We start from the raw sequence: 17,906 nt of genomic DNA on the forward strand, positions 1-17,906 counted from the left end.
GGTGACCGCCGACGCCCCTTCGCCCGCCGGGACAGGACAAGCCGTCCTGTCGGAGGCCCGGGTGCCCGCCCTCGCCGCCGGAGCCACGTTGCTGGGCTCGGGCGGCGGGGGCGAGGTCGCCACCGGGGCACTGCTGCTGCGCGGGCAGCTGGCCGGTGCGCCGGTCCCGCTGGTGGCGGCGGCCCGGCTTCCGGCCGGAACCCTGGTGGTGCACGTGGGGCTGGTCGGGGCGCCGGACGTGCTCTCGGAGCGCCTGGTCGAGCCGGGCGACTTCGCCCGCGCCGTGCACGCGGTGGCCGATGCGGCGGGTGCGCCGGCCGGTGCGGTGGGGGTGATCGAGGTCGGTGGCCTGAACGCGCTGATCCCGGTCCTGGCCGCCGGCAGGCTGCGGCTGCCCCTGGTGGACGGCGATCTGATGGGCCGGGCCTTCCCCCGCATCGACCAGACCGTGGCCGGGCTGCACGGCCTTCACCCGCAGCCCTTCGCACTGGTCGGTCCGGCCGGGGACACCGTCGTTGTCCCGGACTGCACCCCGCGGTTGGCGGAGCCGCTGGTGCGGGCCAATGTCCTCGCCCTGGGGGGTGCCGCGGCGCTGGCGCTCCACCCGGTGACGGCCGTCCGTCTGGCGGAGGTCGGTGTGACCGGTTCGCTCAGTGCCTGCCTCGACCTGGGCGAACGCTTCCTCGCCTCGGCCGGCGCCGCACCGGAGGAACTCGCCGCCGGGCTGGGCGGCGAACTGCTGGCCCTCGGCCGCATCGAGGAGATCGTCCCGCGGCACGGTCAGACCCCCGGTTCGATGACCCTCACCGACCGGCGGACCGGCGCCGTGGTGCGGGTGGATCTGCTCGACGAGTACCTGGCGGTGACGGTCGACGGGGTGACCCGGGTGAGCAGCCCGGACATCATCGCCGCCGTCGACCCGAGCGGCCACCGGCCGCTGCGTACCGATCAGGTGCGGGCGGGGCAGACCTTGATGCTGCTGCGGTTGCCCGCGCTGTACGACTGGCCGCCGGAGGCTGCTGCCCTGGTCGGTCCCGCCGCCTTCGGCCTGGATCCGGAGCCGGCCCGGCCGGGCGGTGCGGTGGACGGCGCCTCGTCCGCCGCCGCGGGCCGCGATGCCGTGGACGGACCGGCTGCGCCCGCGCCCTCCGTCGAGAGGAGACCCCGATGACGGCGCCCGTCACGGTGGCCGATCTGCTGGCCGACCCGCTGCTGCGCGGCGCCCGGACGCTCGCCGGTCACGCGGGTCTGGAACGTCTGGTCACCGACGTCACCGTCTACCGCGGGGGTGCGCCGGCCGAAGTGACGGGGCATCTCGTGGTGTGCGATGCCGAGCAGACCGCTCCCGCCTACCGGCTGGACGCGCTCGTACGCCGCGCCCAGGAGGCCGGTGCGGCGGCGCTGTGCGTCACGTCGGCGGACGCCCGACCGCTGCTCTCCACCATCAGGCTGGCCGACCGCCTGGAGATCCCGGTGCTGTGGCTGGTGACCGAGGACCCGTTCACGCTGGTCGTCGAACTCACCCTGCGTATCCGTGCCCATGAGGTGCTCAGGGCCCGCACGGTGGAGACGCTGGTGAAACAGCTGAGCGCCCGTACGGACGGCGCCGAGCTGCTGGCCGTCGCCTGCCGGGTGCTGGACGCCCGGATCAGTCTGGTCACCGCGGAGGGAAGCGCCATTCTCGGTGACACGGTGCCGCTGCGGGAGGTGCGGACCGAAATCGCCGTGCCGCAGCGCACCGACCGGTTGCTGGCGCATCCCGTGCACACGGGGCCGGCGGCACCCCGCGAGGGGAGCGGCCCGACCGCCGCCGCCTGGCTGGTGTGGGCTTTCGAACGGGCCGACCAGAACCGCGCGGGCACGGTCGCTCTGGGCCTGGCCGTGCTGGAGCCCTTCGTCCGTTCCTGGCTGGCGGGCGAACGCACCCGGGCCGACCACGACGCCGTGCTGCGCGAACGGCTGCTGGACGAGGTCACCACCGGTCGCGCCTCCGTCAGCAGGGACGCCGTGGAGCGTGCCCTTTCGCTCGGTTGGCGGCTGGAGGACTGGCACGTGGGTTTCCATCTGCGCTGCGACAACCAGAACGCCTTCGATCGTCCGGGGGTGGTGCCCGAGCAGGTGAGTGCGGCGCTGGCCCGGTACGGCGTCCCCGTCCAGGTGGTCGCCGAACGGGACGGCGGCTGGGCCGCCTGGACGAGCAGTACCCGTGAACCCGCCCCCGACGAGGCGCGTCGCCTGCTGCGGGTGCTGCGTCTGGTGCTGGCCGGACTGCCCGAGCAGTGGCGTCCGGTGGCGGGCATCGGATGGCCGCACCAGGGTCCGGGCGGCCTCGCGGACACTCTTGCCGAAGCCCGCAACGCCGCCCACCTCGCGCGCGCCCGGGAGTTCCGGCCGGCGGTGGAGCACACGGATGAGCTGGGCGTCAGCCGGCTGCTCGCCGCCTGGCAGCAGTCCGACATCACCCGGGCCTTCGCGGAGACCGCGCTCGCCCCGTTGCGCGGGGCCGAGCATGCCCACCTGCTGACGACGCTGCGCGTCTTCCTGGAGAACGGCGGCTCCTCGGCGGCCACGGCCCGGGTCCTGGGTCTGCACCGCAACACGGTCGCGACCCGGCTGCGGCAGGCCCGTGACCGTCTGGGAGTGGATCTGGACGATCCCAGCCGCCGGCTCGCGCTCCAGATGGCCTGCCGCACGCTGGATCCTCAGCCCTGACGGCCTGTGCCGCAGGTCCGGATCCCGCCCGGGTGCCGGGCCGGTGACGCCCGCCGCGCGGGCAGGCTGCCGGGAGGTTTCCCGGCTCGTGCTCCTGGTCCGGGACACCGGGGACGGGTGCTCGTTCCCGGGGCGGCCCGCGACCGTGCGGGGGGGTGAGCCCGCCGTACCGGCAGGAGCCGAAAGGATTTTGCACACAGCGCAAAATTACATAACATGCACGTTCATGAGTGCCGATGACATGCCTCTCGGGCTGCGCGAACGCAAGAAGCGTGCGACGCGTGACGCCTTGGCGGACGCGGCACTGCGCATGGCCGCGGACCGCGGGATCGAACACGTGACCGTGGAAGCGGTCACCGACACGGTCGGCGTCTCTGTGCGCACTTTCTTCAACTACTTTCCGTGCCTGGAAGACGCGATCACCCGACCCGACCAGGACAACGCCGAGCGGATCCGCCGGGCCGTACTCAACGCGCCGGAGGAGTGCACGGCACTCCAGGCGCTGCGTGAGGCGATCGGCCAGGAACTCGCCCATATCGAGGAGGATCACGAACGCTGGGAGCTCCAGACGGCCGCGCTCAGGAAGAGCCCGTCGCTGCTGCCGGGGTTCCTGGCCGCGCAGGGCGCGGACGAACGCGCGCTGGTCGCCGTTGTGGCCGAGCGCCTCGGTCAGGATCCCGACTCCGATCTCCACCCCCGCCTTCTCGCGCACGTGACGACCGCGGCCGTGCGCGCCGCCGTCGAACTCTGGGTGGCATCCGGCCGTACTCGTACGTTCCGGAGCATCTATCGCGAGGCGTTCGCCTCGCTGGCCGACGGCCTGAGCGGCTGAAGCACATCCGAAGCCCCCCTCGGGGGCCTGTCACCAAAGAATGAGGAACGTCAGCAGATGTCCGCTGCCGTCATACCCGAGTCCGCTGCTTCCGGTGCGCCCGACGGGGCCCCACCGCCCATGACGCGTCGTCACGTACTTCAGGCCATGTCCGGCCTGATGGCCGGCATGTTCGTGGCCATCCTGGCCTCCACGGTGGTTTCGAACGCCCTGCCGAAGATCATCGCCGACCTGCACGGCAGCCAGTCCTCGTACACCTGGGTGGTCACCGCCGAGCTTCTGGCGATGACAGCGACCGTCCCGATCTGGGGCAAGCTGTCCGACCTCTACGACAAGAAGCTGCTCATCCAGCTTTCCCTCTCGATGTTCATCGTCGGCTCGCTCGTCGCCGGCTTCTCGCACAGTGTCGGCCTGCTCATCGTGAGCCGCGTGGTGCAGGGCATCGGCGCCGGTGGTCTCACCGCGCTCGCCCAGGTCGTGATGGCGGCGATCATTCCGCCGCGTGAACTGGGCCGCTACTCCGGCATCTTCGGTGCCGTCTTCGCCGTCGGCACCGTCGCGGGACCGCTGATCGGCGGCGTGCTCGTCGACACCTCCTGGCTGGGGTGGCGCTGGTGCTTCTTCATCGGTGTGCCCTTCGCCCTGCTCGCGATCGTGCTGCTCCAGCTGACCCTGAAGCTGCCTACGGTCCGTAGAGCGGTGAAGATCGACTACCTCGGCGCCGTGCTCATCATGAGCGGGGTCAGCGCACTGCTGCTGTGGGTGACCCTCGCGGGCAACCGGTTCGACTGGGCGTCGTGGCAGACCGCCGCCCTCGTCACCGCCGGTGTGGTCCTGCTGGCCACCGCGGTCCTGGTCGAGTCCAGGGTCCAGGAACCGATCATCCCGCTGGACATCTTCCGCAACCGCACGGTGGCGCTGACGACAGTGGCGAGCCTGCTGGTCGGTGTGGCCATGTTCGGCGGCACGGTGTTCCTCTCCCAGTACTTCCAGATCTCGCTCGGCAAGTCCCCGACGGCCGCGGGCCTGATGAGCCTGCCGATGATCCTCGGTCTGATGCTCTCCACCACCATCGCGGGGCAGATCATCTCCGCCCGGGGCAAGTGGAAGGGCTTCCTGATCGCGGGCGGCATCATCATGACCGCGGGCATGGGACTGCTGTCCACGATCAGCGCGGACTCCTCGTTCGGACTGCTCAGCGTCTACATGGTGGTGCTCGGTGTCGGCGTCGGCATGCTGATGCAGAACCTGGTGCTGGCGGCGCAGAACGACGTGCCCGCGTCGGAGCTGGGCGCGGCCACCTCGGTGCTGTCGTTCTTCCGCAGCCTCGGTGGTGCGATCGGCACGAGCGCGCTGGGTGCCGTACTCAGCCACCGGGTGGCGAGCGAGCTGGAGAAGGGCTTCGGCGGAGCATCGGACAACGGAGGGGCCGGGCACAGCGTCCCCGACCTCTCGACCCTTCCCGAACCGGCCCGGCAGGTGGTCGAGCACGCGTACGGCGTCGCGACCGCGGATGTCTTCCTGATCGGAGCCCCCTTCGCGTTCCTCGCCCTGATCGCGGTGCTGTTCATCAAGGAGAAGCCGCTCAAGACGCTGAGCGGCATGGAGCGCCTCGCGGAGGAGAACGCCGCCGCGGCGAAGGCGTCGGCTGCCGCGACGCACTGAGCCGCTCCGCGCAGTCCGCCTGCCGGGGCCGGGCGGCTCCCTCCCTGGGGGTGCCGCCCGGTCCCTGTCCTACGGGGCGGGCCTGCCGAACGGGCCTGTTGGGAGTGGTGCGCCGGGCGGTCAGGTCGCGTCGGGGTCGACCGCGGCCCGGCCCTTGGCGCGCCTGCCGACGACGGCCGCCGCCGCGACGGCGCTGCCCGCGAAGGCGAGGGCGACCGTCCACGGCTGGTTGAGGACGTGCCGGGTGGCGTGGTCGAGGGAGTACCGGCCCGGGCCGATCAGTCCGATCACCGCGGCGGTGAAGCCGAGGAACGCCGGGTACTCGTAGCCACCGCCCTGTGCGAAGAATCCGGCGGGTGCGTGGACGGCCACGGCGCCCGCCATCGCGCCGGCCGCGGCCGCACCTGCCGCCGGGGTGGCGAGGCCGAGAGCCAGGAGCGCGCCGCCGCCCGCCTCACCGAGCCCCGCGGCGACCGCGCTGTGCTTGGGCGGGTGGAAGCCCATGGCCTCCATCGCGGCGGTGGTCCCTTCGATGCCTCCGCCGCCGAACCAGCCGGCCAGCTTCTGGGTGCCGTGCGCGGCCAGAACCGCGCCGGTGCCGACGCGCAGGACGAGCAGACCGAGGTCACGTCGGTCGAGGCAGGCCATGGGAGCCTCCGCAGCATTTCGGGGTCAACGGGTTCGGCGCCCCGCCCTCGCCATGACGGACGGGCGCCGCCGTTCCACTGTCCGCCGTCCGGGGCACCGACGTGTTGCGCTGTTACGCCGTCCGGGGGACGGCCGCCCTCACCGCTCCGCGACGGGCACCTTTATGCAACTTGTTGCACAAAGGTGTTCCGGTGGTCTACAACTGGCGCGACGACACTGTGCGAGGAGGCGCCCCCATGAGCCCGTACCCGAATCTCCTGAACCCGCTCGACCTCGGGTTCACCACGCTGCCCAACCGGGTGCTGATGGGGTCGATGCACATCGGTCTGGAGGAGGTCGAGCGGGGTTTCGAGCGGATGGCCGCTTTCTACGCGGAACGCGCCCGGGGCGGCGTGGGTCTGATGGTCACCGGTGGCATCGCTCCGAACACCCGCGCCTGCTCCACGCCCGGCGGCGCCAAGATGACCACCGAGGCGGAGGCCGAGCAGCACGCGCGGGTCACCGCCGCCGTACACGAGGCGGGCGGCCGGATCGCCATGCAGATCCTGCATTTCGGCCGGTACGCCCACCATCCCGATCTCGTCGCGCCGAGCGCGATCCAGGCACCGATCAGCGCCTTCACCCCGCACGCCCTGACGGACGACGAGGTCGAGGAAACCGTCGAGGACTTCGTCAGGGCTGCGGAGCTCGCGCGGCGCGCCGGGTACGACGGTGTCGAGATCATGGGCTCCGAGGGTTATCTGATCAACGAGTTCATCGCTGCCGCCACCAATCACCGCACCGACCGCTGGGGCGGTTCGTACGAGAACCGCATCCGGTTCCCCGTCGAGATCGTGCGCCGGGTCCGTGAGCGTGTCGGCACCGATTTCATCCTGATCTACCGGCTCTCGATGCTGGATCTGGTACCCGGCGGTTCCTCGCTGGAGGAGGTCGTGCGGCTCGCCCGCGCCGTCGAGTCGGCCGGCGCGACGATCATCAACACGGGGGTCGGCTGGCACGAGGCCCGCATCCCCACCATCGCCACGTCGGTGCCACGCGGCGCCTACACCTGGGTCACCGAGAGGGTGCGCGGCGCCGTCTCCGTACCGCTGGTGACGAGCAACCGCATCAACACGCCCGAGGTCGCCGAGGAGATCCTTGCCTCGGGGCGGGCGGACATGGTGTCGATGGCCCGGCCGTTCCTCGCCGACCCGGACTTCGTCGTCAAGGCGTCCGAGGGCCGCGCCGCCGCGATCAACACCTGCATCGGCTGCAACCAGGCCTGCCTGGACCACGTCTTCAGCGGCCGGGTCACCTCCTGTCTGGTGAATCCTCGCGCCTGTCACGAAACCGAACTCGTGCTGTCGCCGACCCGCACCGTCAAGCGCGTGGCGGTCGTCGGCGCCGGGCCCGCCGGTCTCGCGTGTGCCGTTTCGGCGTCCGGGCGCGGGCACGAGGTGACGCTCTTCGACATGGCGGAGGAGGTCGGCGGCCAGCTGAACGTGGCGCGAAGGGTTCCCGGCAAGGAGGAGTTCGACGAGACGCTGCGCTACTTCCGTACCCGGCTCGTCGCGGAGAAGGTCGAACTGCGACTCGGTACGCGGGCCACGGCCGATGTCCTCGAAGGCTTCGACGAGATCGTCCTCGCCACCGGTGTGACACCCCGCTCCCCCGGGATACCGGGCCTGGACCACCCGAGCGTGGTCGGCTACCTCGATGTCCTGCGCGACGGCGTACACGTGGGCGAGCGAGTCGCGATCATCGGGGCAGGCGGGATCGGCTTCGACGTGGCCGAGTTCCTGACCGACCCGGGCGACGCGGCAAGCACCGACCCCGAGGTGTTCTTCCGGCAGTGGGGCGTCGACACCGACTACCGCGAGCGCGGCGGTCTGCGTGCCCCGGAGCGTCGGAAGGCACCGCGCACCGTCCATCTGATCCAGCGCAGGGCCGGCAAGGTGGGTACGGGGCTGGGCACGACGACGGGCTGGATCCACCGTACCGAGCTGCGGCACCGCGGCGTCGAGACGATCGCGGGTGCCTCCTACGACCGGATCGACGACGCCGGGCTGCACCTCACGGTCGACGGGGAACAGCGCCTTCTGCCGGTCGACACGGTGGTGCTCTGCGCGGGCCAGGAGCCGCGTCGGGAGCTGTACGAGGAACTGCTCGCCGCGGGCCGTACGGCGCATCTGATCGGCGGCGCAGACGTGGCCGCCGAGCTGGATGCCAAGCGCGCGATCCGCCAGGGCACGGAGCTCGCGGCTTCGCTGTGACGGGCCGGACTGCCCGGTCAGGGGGGGCCGGTCGGCCCGCCCCCTCCGTCGTCGGCCCGCCCCCTCCGTCGTCGGGCCGGTGCCCGGCCGTCCCTAGGATGCACTCCATGTCACTCCCGCACGCGATCCTCACCGCTCTGCTCGAAAAGCCGTCGTCGGGACTGGAGCTGACCCGCAGGTTCGACCGGTCGATCGGCTACTTCTGGTCCGCCACGCACCAGCAGATCTACCGCGAGCTGGGGAAGCTGGAGCAGGCGGGGCAGATCCGGGCCCTGCCGTCGCAGCAGCCCGCCCGCGGGCAGAAGAAGGAGTACGAGGTGCTGCCCGCAGGCCGGGAGGCGCTGTCCGCGTGGGTGGCCCGCTCCGAGGACCCCAAGCAGATCCGCGATCCGCTGCTGCTCCGGATGCGGGCGGCGGCGGTCGTCGGCGCACCCGGCCTGGATGCGGAACTGCGCCGCCATCTGGGGCTGCACCGTCGGCAGCTGGCGGAGTACCTGGAGATCGAGGAGCGGGACTTCCCGCCGGAGCGGGACTCCGACGAGGACCGGTTGCGGCATCTGGTGCTGCGCGGCGGGATCGATCTGGAGAACTTCTGGATCGGCTGGCTGACGCGGGCACTGGACCGGGACGAGGAACCGGGGTCGTAGGCAGGTGGCTTCTCCGCCGATGCCGCGTTCCCACGGCACACCATCGACGAGGGTGCGTAGCTTCCTCGCGTTACGAACCGCCCACCGGGGCCCCGCCCAGCTCCGGTCGCAGCGTCGGCTGATCCCTCGGCCCCCGGCTCCCGATCACGACCCGCGACACGGCTCCGGGCTCCGGATCGGCCCTGGTGGGGTCGGCGGCGGCCGAGGTCTCCGCCTGCGCGCGGCTCAGCAGGATCACGCCCCACACAGCAGCGGCAGATCCCAGCAACGCCGGGACGAGGTTGATCGTGCCGCCCTGGAGGCGTTCGCCGAGCAGGGCCATGCCGATGGCGGCGGCGGCCACCGGATTGGCGAGGGTGACCACGGCCAGCGGCGCGCCCAGGCCGCCTCGGTAGGCGGTCTGGGAGAGCAGCAGCCCACCCATCGCGAACGCGGAGACGAGGAGCGCGACCGTCACCAGGCGCCAGCTCAGCAGTGGTCCGGTGTGGTCGGTGACGGAGACGGTCAGAGTCTGGGTGAGCGCGGAGGCAACCCCTGAGGTGATGCCGGAAGCCGCCGCGTGCCGCAGACCGGGGCGTGCGCCGGGGCGGCAGAGGCCGGCGACGACGGCCATCGTCCCGGCGCCGACGGCCAGGGCTTGCGGGAGGCTGAGCGTGTCGTGCGGGGTGGTGCCGCCCGCGGTCGTCAACAGGGCTCCGAGGCCGAGCAGGGTGAGGATCGTGCCGCGCCATTCGATCCTGGTGACCCGGCGTCCGGCGGTTCTGGCACCCAGCGGAACCGCGGCGACCAGGGTGAGGGCACCGAGCGGCTGGACAAGGGTGAGCGGTCCGTACGTGAGCGCCGCGACATGCAGCAGTGCGCCACCGGCGTTCAGTCCGACCGCCGACCACCAGGCACCGCGGCCGAGCAGCCCCATGACGCCCGCTTCCGGCCCGGTGCGCTCGGCGAGCCGGGCCTGCGCCACCGCGGCCGAGGCGTACGCGGCGGCAGAGACCAGGGACAGCACGACGGCGATCAGAGTGGCGCTCATCGCGCGGTCCCGGACGAGGCGTACGAGGAGGCGGAATGTGCGGGCCCAGGGGGGGCGTAGGCGGTCGGCACGGCGGAATCGGCGGGCCGGGGCACGACCGCCTGTGCGGGTTCACCCGCCGTCGAAGGCCACGGTATGCGGACGCGCACCGGCTCTGTGCGCTTCAGCGGCAGCGCCGCGAAAGCCACCGCGAGAAGCGCCGACACCACGATCGAGTCGAGCCAGTAGTGGTTGGCCGTGCCCACTATCACCAGCAGTGTGACGAGCGGATGCAGCAGCCACAGCCAGCGCCACCGGGTGCGGGTGGCGGCTATCAGGCCGACGGCGACCATCACCGCCCAGCCGAAGTGCAGCGAGGGCATCGCGGCGAACTGGTTCGCCATCGAGTCGGTCGCCGGCGTCGCCCCGTACACCGTCGGACCGTAGATCTGGCCGGTGTCGACGAGTCCGGTGGCGGCCAGCAGCCGCGGCGGGGCGAGCGGGAACAGCAGATGCAGGGCGAGCGCGGCACCGGTGAGCACGGCCAGGATGCGGCGCGACCAGACGTAGTGACGGGGGCGGCGCCAGTAGAGCCACCCGAGGAAGAGCAACGTGGCCGGGAAATGCACCGTCGCGTAGTAGGTGTTCGCCAGATGGATCAGCGTGTCGTTGTGCAGCAGCAGGCTCTGCACCGTGCCCTCGCCGGGCAGGTGGACCGACCGTTCGAAATCCCAGACGTTCCCCGCGTTGCGAAACGCCTCCTCGACATGACCGTTCGCGGCCTGTCGGCCGAGCTTGTAGATCACGAAGAGTCCCACGACGAGAAGAAGCTCGCGGACGAGGGGCGGCCGGGCGGAATTGCCCGGCTCCTGATCTGCGGGCTCGCTACCGGCGTACATCACCCGGTGCCCCTTTGCTGACGAAGCAGTGTTTCGACGGCACGGTCCAGCCCGCGCCGTATCGATACGCCAGTGTACCGAAACGCGAACGTATCGGTACACGTGCGTTTCGGTACACTGGCGTATCGATGAACCTCGTCGCAGAATCGCCGAGAGGGAAAACGCATGTCGCCGCAGCAGACCGCGCACGAGCCGGTACACACGCCGCGCCGCTCGAAGATCACGCCCGAGCGGGCGCAGGAGTTCTACGCGGCCGTGCTCGACATCCTCAGGGAATCCGGCTACGAGGCCCTCACCATGGAGGGAGTCGCGGCGCGGACGCGCTGCGGCAAGTCCACGCTCTACCGGCAGTGGGGCTCCAAGCCCGAACTGGTCGTGGCGGCGCTGCACGGCACCCGGCGGTCACTGCTCCCACACATCGACACGGGCACGCTGGCAGGGGATCTGCATGCGGCGGCCCGCGCGATCGGCGAGGTGTCCGGCCGCGACACCCCCTTGATGCACGCTCTCAGCCACGCCGCGCTGCAGAGCCCGGAACTCCTGTGCGCACTGCGCGAGGCGCTGATCCTGCCGGAGGTGGCGGCGATCGAGGCGATGGTCCGGCGCGGGGCGGAGCGCGGCGAGATCCCGGCGGACGCCCCCGCGGCGGAGTTCGTCGCCGTGCAGATCCTGGGCGTGATGCGCGCCCGGCCCATGCTGGAGGGGAAGTTCACGGATGAGGCATACCTCGCCCGCTTCGTGGACAACGCCGTCCTTCCCGCACTCGGACTGGCCGCTCCTCAAGGGCCGAGAGACACGGGCCGTCGTCCGAGCGGATGACGACGACCCGCAGGCGCCGCACCGTGGGGACGGGGGCGGCGCACCACCGGGCGGCCGGTGACTCCCCCTGGAGTCACCGGCCGCTCGTTCTTCCCGCACGCCGACACCCGGCGCGGGCGACACACCGGCCGGGCTTCCTCGCCACGGACAGCGGACGGGGCAGCCGGCCAGGCAGCGGAGGCGGCGATGCCGCAGCGCGAGGGCGGCGGCTCGGCGCACCGGAGACGGCACACATCCGGGCGATCATTCTCGTCCCCTTGACGAGATCGACGGAACCCCTTTATCGTCTCCATGACGATAACGAGGGGGATTCCGACATGGCCGACATCACCAGGCGCTTCGGCTGGCGCCATCTGCGTTCCGCGCCCACGGCCCACATCCGCCACCACAAGCGCGGCACGCTCGCCCACGACGGGACCGGACTGAGCTTCTGGTACCGGTCGTTGACCGCCGCGCTCTCGGAAGTTCCGGTCAACGACCGCGAGTTGGCGATGGCCTTCCATGCCCGCACCTCCGACTTCCAGGACGTCACCGTGCAGGCCACCGTGACGTACCGGATCAGCGACCCGGCCGAGGCCGCCGCCCGCCTGGACTTCTCGGTCGACCCGGACACCGGGATCTGGCGCGGCGCGCCGCTGGAACAGATCGCCACGCTGCTCACCGAGACCGCCCAGCAGCACACCCTGGACGTACTGGCCCGCACAGCACTGGCCGACGCTCTGGTCGACGGTGTCGGTTCGGTGCGCGACCGGGTCGCGGCGGGGCTCGCCGCCGAACCCCGGCTGCCCGCCACCGGCATCGACGTGGTCGCGGTGCGGGTGGTCGCCATCCGTCCGGAGGCCGAGGTGGAGCGGGCCCTGCGCACCCCCGCGCGCGAACAGATCCAGCAGGAGGCCGACCGGGCCACCTATGAGCGCCGCGCCGTGGCCGTCGAACGGGAACGGACCATCGCCGAGAACGAGCTCGCCAGCAAGATCGAACTGGCACGCCGCGAGGAGCAGTTGGTCGACCAGCGCGGCACCAACGCGCGCCGCGAGGCGGAGGAGGCGGCGGCAGCCGACGGGGTGCGGGCCGAGGCCGAGGCGGCGCGCAAGGTGCGGCTGGCCCGGGCCGAGGCCGAGGCCGCACGCGAGGTCGGCGCCGCACGTGCCGAGACCCAGGCAGCCTGGCTGCGGGTGCACGGCGAGGTGGACGCCGCGACGCTGCACGCCCTCGCGGCGACCAGGCTCGCCGAGAACCTGCCGCGCATCGACAGCCTCACCCTCTCCCCCGACGTCCTCACCGGCCTCCTCAGCAAGCTCGGCAGGACCGGTCCGGAGCCCCGGGCATGAGCCTGGCCCCGCGCGCCGTACTGGTCCACCGCACCACCGAGTACGAGGAACTGCTGGCCCGGCACGGCACGCACGGCCAGGCCGCGTTCTTCCTCTCCAGCCGTGGCCGGTCCATCGACGAGGTGGCCCTGCGGCACCACCGCACCCAGCAGTCGCTCGCCGATGTGGCGGCGGCCGTACCGCTCCAGTGGCGCCAGTCGCGGGTGGAGCGCGCCGATCTCGACCGTTTCCTGTTCGGACCCGAGGACGTGGTGGTGGTCGTCGGGCAGGACGGGCTGGTCGCCAACGCCGCCAAGTACCTCTCCGGCCAGCCCGTCGTGGGCATCGACACCGACCCCGGGCGCAACCCCGGCGTGCTCGTACGCCACCGGCCCTGCGATGCGGCCGCCCTGCTCCGGGCGGCCGTCTCCCCCGGCGGTACGGCGGACGAACTCACCATGGTCGAGGCGGTGGCCGACGACACCCAGCGCCTCCTCGCCCTCAATGAGATCTACCTCGGCCCGCCGGGTCACCAGACCGCCCGCTACCGGCTCGGCCCCGACACACCCGACGCCCCCGCCGAATCGCAGGCCTCGTCCGGCGTCCTCGTCGGCACGGGAACCGGCGCCACGGGCTGGATCCGCTCGCTGTGGCAGGAGCGCCACAGCTCCCTGCCGCTCCCCGCCCCCACGGACCCCCGTCTGCTCTGGTTCGTCCGGGAGGCCTGGCCCTCCCCCGTGACCGGTACCTCACTGGTCGCGGGCGAACTGGGGCGCGGGCAGGGGCTGCGGCTCACCGTGGAGTCCGACCGGGTCGTGGTCTTCGGTGACGGCATGGAGGCGGACGCGCTGGAACTGGCGTGGGGGCAGACGGTCCGGCTGGGCATCTCGGCCACCGCCCTACGGCTGACCGTCTGAATCGTGGCCGGTCTTGCCCCGTCCGGGGATCGTGGACGGCCTCGCCTGCGACCGGGAATCGTGGCGGGCGGATCGTGGAGGGCCGATCGTGGAGGGCCTCAGCCCCCGGCCTCAGCCGGGCCGGTGGCCGCCGCGCCGGGCGACGACGAGGATGGCCATGTCGTCCTGGTGACCCTCGCCGCTCCACCGCGCGACGTCCGCGGTCACCGCGTGGACCAGCTCGTCGGGGTCCGTGAAACGGGTGCGTGCGAGCGTGGCGGACGCACAGGGGTCGTAGAAGGTGCCTGCCCGGTTGCGCGCCTCCGTGACGCCGTCGGTGATCATGAGCAGCAGCGCACCGATCGGCAGTACGAAGACATCGGTGGGCGCCTCGCCCTGGGCTGCGGCAACCGGGGCCAGCCCCATGCCCAGGGGCAGTTGGGGAACGGCCGCGTCGAGCCGTGCGATCGCTCCGTCGTGGATCAGGTACGGGCCCGGATGGCCTCGGTTGACCAGGCGCAGCAGCTCGCCGTCGTCGGAGACCTCGGCCAGCACCGCCGTGGTGAAGTCCTCGCTGGACGTCTCGTTGCCGCGGCGGGCCGAATCCCTGCCCAGCGCGTCGTCCAGGCGCCGCGCCAACTCGGCGAGTGTGGGGGCGTTCTCGGCTTCCTGACGGAACGCACCGATCGCCACCGATACGGATGCGACCGCCTGGAGCCCCTTGCCCTTCACATCCCCGATGATCATGCGTACGCCGTACGGGGTCTCCTGCACCGCGAAGAGGTCACCGCCGATTCTGGCCTCGGCCTGTGCGGCGGTGTATCCGGCGCCGACGGCGAGCGGCCCGGCCTGCGACGGCGGGTCCGGCAGGACCGCCAGTTGCACGGCCTCCGCGATGGACCGGGCCCGCGCGAGATCCCGCCCCTGACGCTGCAACAGAAGGTTGACCGCGAGGGCCAGAATCCCGATCAGGGCGATCACCGCGAAGTCGACGAAACTCGCCGACGCGGGACGCCCCTGGACGATGTCCAGCCCCGTGGAGACAGCGCACGCGAGGCTCGCGACAACGACGCCCGCCCGGAAGGACAGCATCGCTCCGGCGATCAGCGGTGCCGCGGCCAGCAGCGGAAGTCCCATGTACGGCTCGGGCGCGAACATGTTCAGCAGTACGCCGGACACCAGAGCCGGGACGACGAGCAGCCAGCCCGCCCACGGCGCCGGACGCCGGGTCTGCTTCACCTGTGCTCCCTGTCGTCCCCCGTCAGGCCCCATACGTGCACGTACAGTGGCGGCCTGATGTCAGCACACTCGATCACCAGGCCGCCCTGCCGAACCCGTTCCGCGACGATCACTGCGCCGGTGGCATGAGCACCGTGTCGACCAGATAGACGGTGGCGTTCGCCGTCCGGATGTCTCCACAGACGATCTTCGCCTTGTCGTTGACCTTGAACGACATGCCCGAACCGGAGGTCTTGAGCTTCGAGCCCTCCAGCGTCTTGAAGCTTCCCTTCGGAAGTTCGCTGGGCGTGATGGTCTTGTCCACGACGTGGTACTCAAGGACCTTCTTGAGCTCCGCCCTGCTCTTCATCAGGTTGGCCAGCTGCGCCTTGGGGACCTTGTCGAATGCCTCGTTGGTCGGCGCGAAGACGGTGATGTGCTTCGCTCCGTCGAGCTGCTTCGTCAGGCCGGCTTCTTTCAACGCCAGTGCCAGCTTGGTCAGTTTCGGATTGTTCGCGGCCGCCTTGGCCACGCGCTCCGTGGCCATTCCGCGGACGCTGCCCTTGCCGTTCTTCGGCAGAGAGGAACAGCCCGGACCGAAGGGGCTCGGGGTGCCCGACGCGCTTGGCGAGCTGGAAGCTGCGTCGTCCGCCAGCGCCTGCGGAGCGAGCAGTCCCGAGGTCAGCGGCAGTGTCGCCGCGGCGACGGACGTGACGATGAGGCGTACACGACGTGCGTGCATTTCGGTTTCCCTTCCCTCAGGGCGAAGGACTCCCCGGATCCCACCGGAAACCACCGGCGGTCCGAGGACGGTGGCCGGCCGCCGGACGTGATGTCCGGGAACCGATCGGGCACGTTCGACCGGACCACCACCCAAGCCTAGGCAGCACCGGGCTCCCCGCGCATGCCGAGCCGAACCACACCCCGGTCGTCGTGCCCGTACACCGCCGCGACGCGTATGGTGCCCCCCGGCAGGCGGCCCTGAACTGGGGTGATGGGCGCAATCACGGGCCCGCCCCGGCCTGGTGCTCCTGCTTCTGTTCACCCGGGTGCGGCGTCATGCGCTCGGTTCTCACCACGTGCTCCTGGAGCGTTCACCCGACTGGCCGGTGCGTGGGTGCGCCCAAGGGCTGCGAGCCGTCCTGCCGGCCGCTCGCGCACCGCAGGACGATGCCGCGGCGGACGATGTGAATCGCCACCGCGGCATCGGGAGTCAGTCGGGCCACCTCACGTGGCGGGGTCCGCGGCGGGCGGGTCCTGCCTGGGAACCCGTGCTTGACGGGGATCGCGCAGCGGGACCTCACGGACGAACAGCGCCGCCAGAAGCGTGATCGCACCGGCGATCGCGCCGCCGATCGCCACGGCGTGCAGGCCGTCGGTCACACCGGCCGACCATGCGGCGCGGACCGGTGCCGACAACTGCTTGAGCGTATCCGGGGTCAGGTCGCGGTCACCGGACGAGAGCAGCGGGCGCGCATCGTCCTTGCCGAGCTTGTCGGCCAGCGTGTCGGTGAGCTGGTTGGTGTAGACGGCGGCGAAGATCGCCGCCCCGATGCCGGTGCCCAGTGTCCGGGCCAGGGAGCTCATGCCCATGGCGGCACCCATGTCGCGCGGCTCGACACTCGACTGAGTGATCAGCACCGCGTTCTGCATGAGGCACCCGAGTCCGATTCCGATCAGCACCGGGAACAACGCGCTGAGCCAGATGTCCGTGTGCACTCCGAGCCGGAGCAGCAGAAGCATGCCGGCCGTCATGGAGATGCCGCCGATGATCGGGAAGATCCGGTAGTGCCCGGTCTTGCGGACCCACCTCGCGGCGTAGGTCATCACGAGCACCATCCCGAGCATCATCGGAATGAGCAGCAGGCCACTGCTGCTGGAGGTGGCGCCCCGGACGTGCTGGGTGTACAGCGGCAGGAAGCTGACGGCCACGATGATGGTCAGGCCGAACGAGAAGCCGAGGATCTGGGCGAGGGTGAAATTCAGGGTGCGGAACATCCGTAGGGGCAGGATCGGCTCCGCTGACCGGCCCTCGACGAACACCAACGCGGCCAGCGAGATGACCGCCGCCGCGCAGAGTCCGATGATCTGCGCCGATCCCCACGCGTACTTGTTGCCGCCCCAACTGGTCACGAGCGTGAGGCTGGTGACGCCGGTGGTCAGCAGAATCGCGCCGGGGATGTCGATCCGTGCCTTCTTCGTCGGCAGGGCGGTGTGGACGCCGAGGATGACCGCAGCGAGGCTGGCGATGCCGAAGGGCACGTTGACGTAGAAGGCCCAGCGCCAGTTGAACGCGTCCGTCAGTGCGCCGCCGACCAGCGGACCGCCGATGAAGGCGATGCCCATGAGCGACGAGGTGAGTGTCCCGATCTTGACCATTTCCCTGGGCGGCAGCAGGACGCCGATGATCGACAGGGCGCCGACGATGAGACCGCCGGCTCCGATTCCCTGCAAGGCCCGGAACGTGATCAGCTGACCCATGTTCTGCGCCAGGCCACACAGCATCGATCCGATCAGGAAGACCGTCACCGATGCCAGGAAGACCGTCTTCCGGTTGTACAGGTCACCGAGCTTTCCCCAGATCTGCGTGGAGGCCGCGGTCGCCAGCGTGTAGGCCGTGATGACCCACGCCAAGGAGTTGAGCCCGCCCAGTTCGCCGACGATGGTCGGCAGCGCGGTGCTGACGATAAAACTGTCCAGCATCGCAAGGAACATTCCGAGCGCGAGGCCGATGACCCCGAGCATGGGGAAACGGTCCCGGTTCTCTGTCGACGCCTCCGGCGCGGCGTCACCGACGGTGTTCGTTTCCGACATGCAGTTCTGTCCCTTCCAGCAGACGCCGAGTCCGTTGATGGCGGCGCCACTCGTCGCTCCAGAATGTCAGTCGGAAACCGATCGCACCCACGACATCTGTCACTGATATCCCACGACAACTGTCATCGAACACGTGTCGGGACGTACGGTCGGACCTGACCCCAACGCGACCGGGGTTTTTTACC

General features: G+C 71.2%; 15 protein-coding genes. 9 read left to right on the plus strand and 6 right to left on the minus strand.

What is annotated here, in order from left to right:
* The first annotated feature begins 1 nt into the window (after position 1).
* The 4 genes from ACFVUT_RS16125 (at position 2) to ACFVUT_RS16140 (ending at position 5,209) form a co-directional block, all read left to right on the plus strand.
* Entirely contained in the window at positions 2-1,171 is a 1,170-nt protein-coding gene (locus tag ACFVUT_RS16125; protein WP_389649978.1) for a DUF917 family protein, read from the plus strand.
* Positions 1,168-2,712, plus strand: a complete 1,545-nt coding sequence (locus ACFVUT_RS16130; protein ID WP_389649975.1) for a helix-turn-helix domain-containing protein — start codon at positions 1,168-1,170, stop codon at positions 2,710-2,712. The genes ACFVUT_RS16125 and ACFVUT_RS16130 overlap by 4 nt, the downstream gene beginning before the upstream one ends.
* Positions 2,713-2,938: 226 nt before the next feature.
* The gene (locus tag ACFVUT_RS16135; RefSeq protein WP_389649972.1) at positions 2,939-3,544 is read left to right on the plus strand and encodes a TetR family transcriptional regulator; all 606 of its coding nucleotides are present in this window, start codon (positions 2,939-2,941) and stop codon (positions 3,542-3,544) included.
* 57 nt (positions 3,545-3,601) lie between these two features.
* Positions 3,602-5,209: an MDR family MFS transporter gene (locus ACFVUT_RS16140; protein WP_389649970.1), complete on the plus strand. Its 1,608-nt coding sequence runs from the start codon at positions 3,602-3,604 to the stop codon at positions 5,207-5,209.
* A gap of 120 nt (positions 5,210-5,329) precedes the next feature.
* Here the strand turns inward: ACFVUT_RS16140 and ACFVUT_RS16145 are convergent, their stop codons facing one another.
* On the minus strand, positions 5,330-5,857 hold the full coding sequence (locus ACFVUT_RS16145) for a DoxX family protein (RefSeq protein WP_389649967.1): 528 nt from the start codon (positions 5,855-5,857) through the stop codon (positions 5,330-5,332).
* A gap of 236 nt (positions 5,858-6,093) precedes the next feature.
* Here ACFVUT_RS16145 and ACFVUT_RS16150 point away from each other — a divergent pair, with 236 nt between their 5' ends.
* Positions 6,094-8,109 (plus strand): FAD-dependent oxidoreductase, encoded by a 2,016-nt coding sequence (locus ACFVUT_RS16150; RefSeq protein WP_389649964.1) that lies wholly within the window; start codon positions 6,094-6,096, stop codon positions 8,107-8,109.
* Between the two features lie 107 nt (positions 8,110-8,216).
* The gene (locus ACFVUT_RS16155; protein WP_389649962.1) at positions 8,217-8,756 is read left to right on the plus strand and encodes a PadR family transcriptional regulator; all 540 of its coding nucleotides are present in this window, start codon (positions 8,217-8,219) and stop codon (positions 8,754-8,756) included.
* 70 nt (positions 8,757-8,826) lie between these two features.
* Here the strand turns inward: ACFVUT_RS16155 and ACFVUT_RS16160 are convergent, their stop codons facing one another.
* Positions 8,827-9,786: a DMT family transporter gene (locus ACFVUT_RS16160; protein ID WP_389649959.1), complete on the minus strand. Its 960-nt coding sequence runs from the start codon at positions 9,784-9,786 to the stop codon at positions 8,827-8,829.
* Positions 9,783-10,667 carry a phosphatase PAP2 family protein gene (locus ACFVUT_RS16165; RefSeq protein WP_389649956.1) on the minus strand — a complete coding sequence of 295 codons (885 nt, stop codon included), beginning with the start codon at positions 10,665-10,667 and terminating at the stop codon, positions 9,783-9,785. Before ACFVUT_RS16165 ends, ACFVUT_RS16160 begins: the two co-directional genes overlap by 4 nt.
* 162 nt (positions 10,668-10,829) lie before the next feature.
* Between ACFVUT_RS16165 and ACFVUT_RS16170 the strand changes: the two genes are divergently transcribed.
* From ACFVUT_RS16170 to ACFVUT_RS16180, 3 genes are all read left to right on the plus strand, one after another.
* Positions 10,830-11,483 (plus strand): TetR/AcrR family transcriptional regulator, encoded by a 654-nt coding sequence (locus ACFVUT_RS16170; protein WP_389649953.1) that lies wholly within the window; start codon positions 10,830-10,832, stop codon positions 11,481-11,483.
* A 317-nt stretch (positions 11,484-11,800) separates the two neighbouring features.
* Positions 11,801-12,814, plus strand: a complete 1,014-nt coding sequence (locus ACFVUT_RS16175; RefSeq protein WP_389649950.1) for an SPFH domain-containing protein — start codon at positions 11,801-11,803, stop codon at positions 12,812-12,814.
* Entirely contained in the window at positions 12,811-13,710 is a 900-nt protein-coding gene (locus ACFVUT_RS16180; RefSeq protein WP_389649948.1) for a hypothetical protein, read from the plus strand. The genes ACFVUT_RS16175 and ACFVUT_RS16180 overlap by 4 nt, the downstream gene beginning before the upstream one ends.
* Before the next feature lie 111 nt (positions 13,711-13,821).
* Here ACFVUT_RS16180 and ACFVUT_RS16185 read toward each other — a convergent pair whose 3' ends face one another.
* The 3 genes from ACFVUT_RS16185 to ACFVUT_RS16195 all read right to left on the minus strand — a co-directional run bounded on the left by ACFVUT_RS16185 (position 13,822) and on the right by ACFVUT_RS16195 (position 17,721).
* The gene (locus ACFVUT_RS16185; RefSeq protein WP_389649945.1) at positions 13,822-14,928 is read right to left on the minus strand and encodes a PP2C family protein-serine/threonine phosphatase; all 1,107 of its coding nucleotides are present in this window, start codon (positions 14,926-14,928) and stop codon (positions 13,822-13,824) included.
* A gap of 109 nt (positions 14,929-15,037) precedes the next feature.
* Positions 15,038-15,649, minus strand: coding sequence for a fasciclin domain-containing protein (locus tag ACFVUT_RS16190; RefSeq protein ID WP_389649942.1), 612 nt, complete (start codon positions 15,647-15,649; stop codon positions 15,038-15,040).
* 485 nt (positions 15,650-16,134) lie between these two features.
* A complete protein-coding gene (locus ACFVUT_RS16195) occupies positions 16,135-17,721 on the minus strand; it encodes an MDR family MFS transporter (protein ID WP_389649939.1) in 1,587 nt (528 codons plus the stop codon).
* Positions 17,722-17,906: the final 185 nt, after the last annotated feature.

Origin of the sequence: Streptomyces sp. NPDC058051 (assembly GCF_042885475.1) — a bacterium.
In the GTDB taxonomy this organism is placed as follows: domain Bacteria; phylum Actinomycetota; class Actinomycetes; order Streptomycetales; family Streptomycetaceae; genus Streptomyces.

Excerpts from the sequence above, each read along its gene's own strand:
- ACFVUT_RS16130 (WP_389649975.1), top strand. The coding sequence starts at position 1,168 with ATGACGGCGCCCGTCACGGTGGCCGATCTGCTGGCCGACCCGCTGCTG.
- ACFVUT_RS16135 (WP_389649972.1), top strand. The coding sequence starts at position 2,939 with ATGAGTGCCGATGACATGCCTCTCGGGCTGCGCGAACGCAAGAAGCGT.
- ACFVUT_RS16140 (WP_389649970.1), top strand. The coding sequence starts at position 3,602 with ATGTCCGCTGCCGTCATACCCGAGTCCGCTGCTTCCGGTGCGCCCGAC.
- ACFVUT_RS16145 (WP_389649967.1), bottom strand. The coding sequence starts at position 5,857 with ATGGCCTGCCTCGACCGACGTGACCTCGGTCTGCTCGTCCTGCGCGTC.
- ACFVUT_RS16150 (WP_389649964.1), top strand. The coding sequence starts at position 6,094 with ATGAGCCCGTACCCGAATCTCCTGAACCCGCTCGACCTCGGGTTCACC.
- ACFVUT_RS16155 (WP_389649962.1), top strand. The coding sequence starts at position 8,217 with ATGTCACTCCCGCACGCGATCCTCACCGCTCTGCTCGAAAAGCCGTCG.
- ACFVUT_RS16160 (WP_389649959.1), bottom strand. The coding sequence starts at position 9,786 with ATGAGCGCCACTCTGATCGCCGTCGTGCTGTCCCTGGTCTCTGCCGCC.
- ACFVUT_RS16170 (WP_389649953.1), top strand. The coding sequence starts at position 10,830 with ATGTCGCCGCAGCAGACCGCGCACGAGCCGGTACACACGCCGCGCCGC.
- ACFVUT_RS16175 (WP_389649950.1), top strand. The coding sequence starts at position 11,801 with ATGGCCGACATCACCAGGCGCTTCGGCTGGCGCCATCTGCGTTCCGCG.
- ACFVUT_RS16180 (WP_389649948.1), top strand. The coding sequence starts at position 12,811 with ATGAGCCTGGCCCCGCGCGCCGTACTGGTCCACCGCACCACCGAGTAC.
- ACFVUT_RS16190 (WP_389649942.1), bottom strand. The coding sequence starts at position 15,649 with ATGCACGCACGTCGTGTACGCCTCATCGTCACGTCCGTCGCCGCGGCG.
- ACFVUT_RS16195 (WP_389649939.1), bottom strand. The coding sequence starts at position 17,721 with ATGTCGGAAACGAACACCGTCGGTGACGCCGCGCCGGAGGCGTCGACA.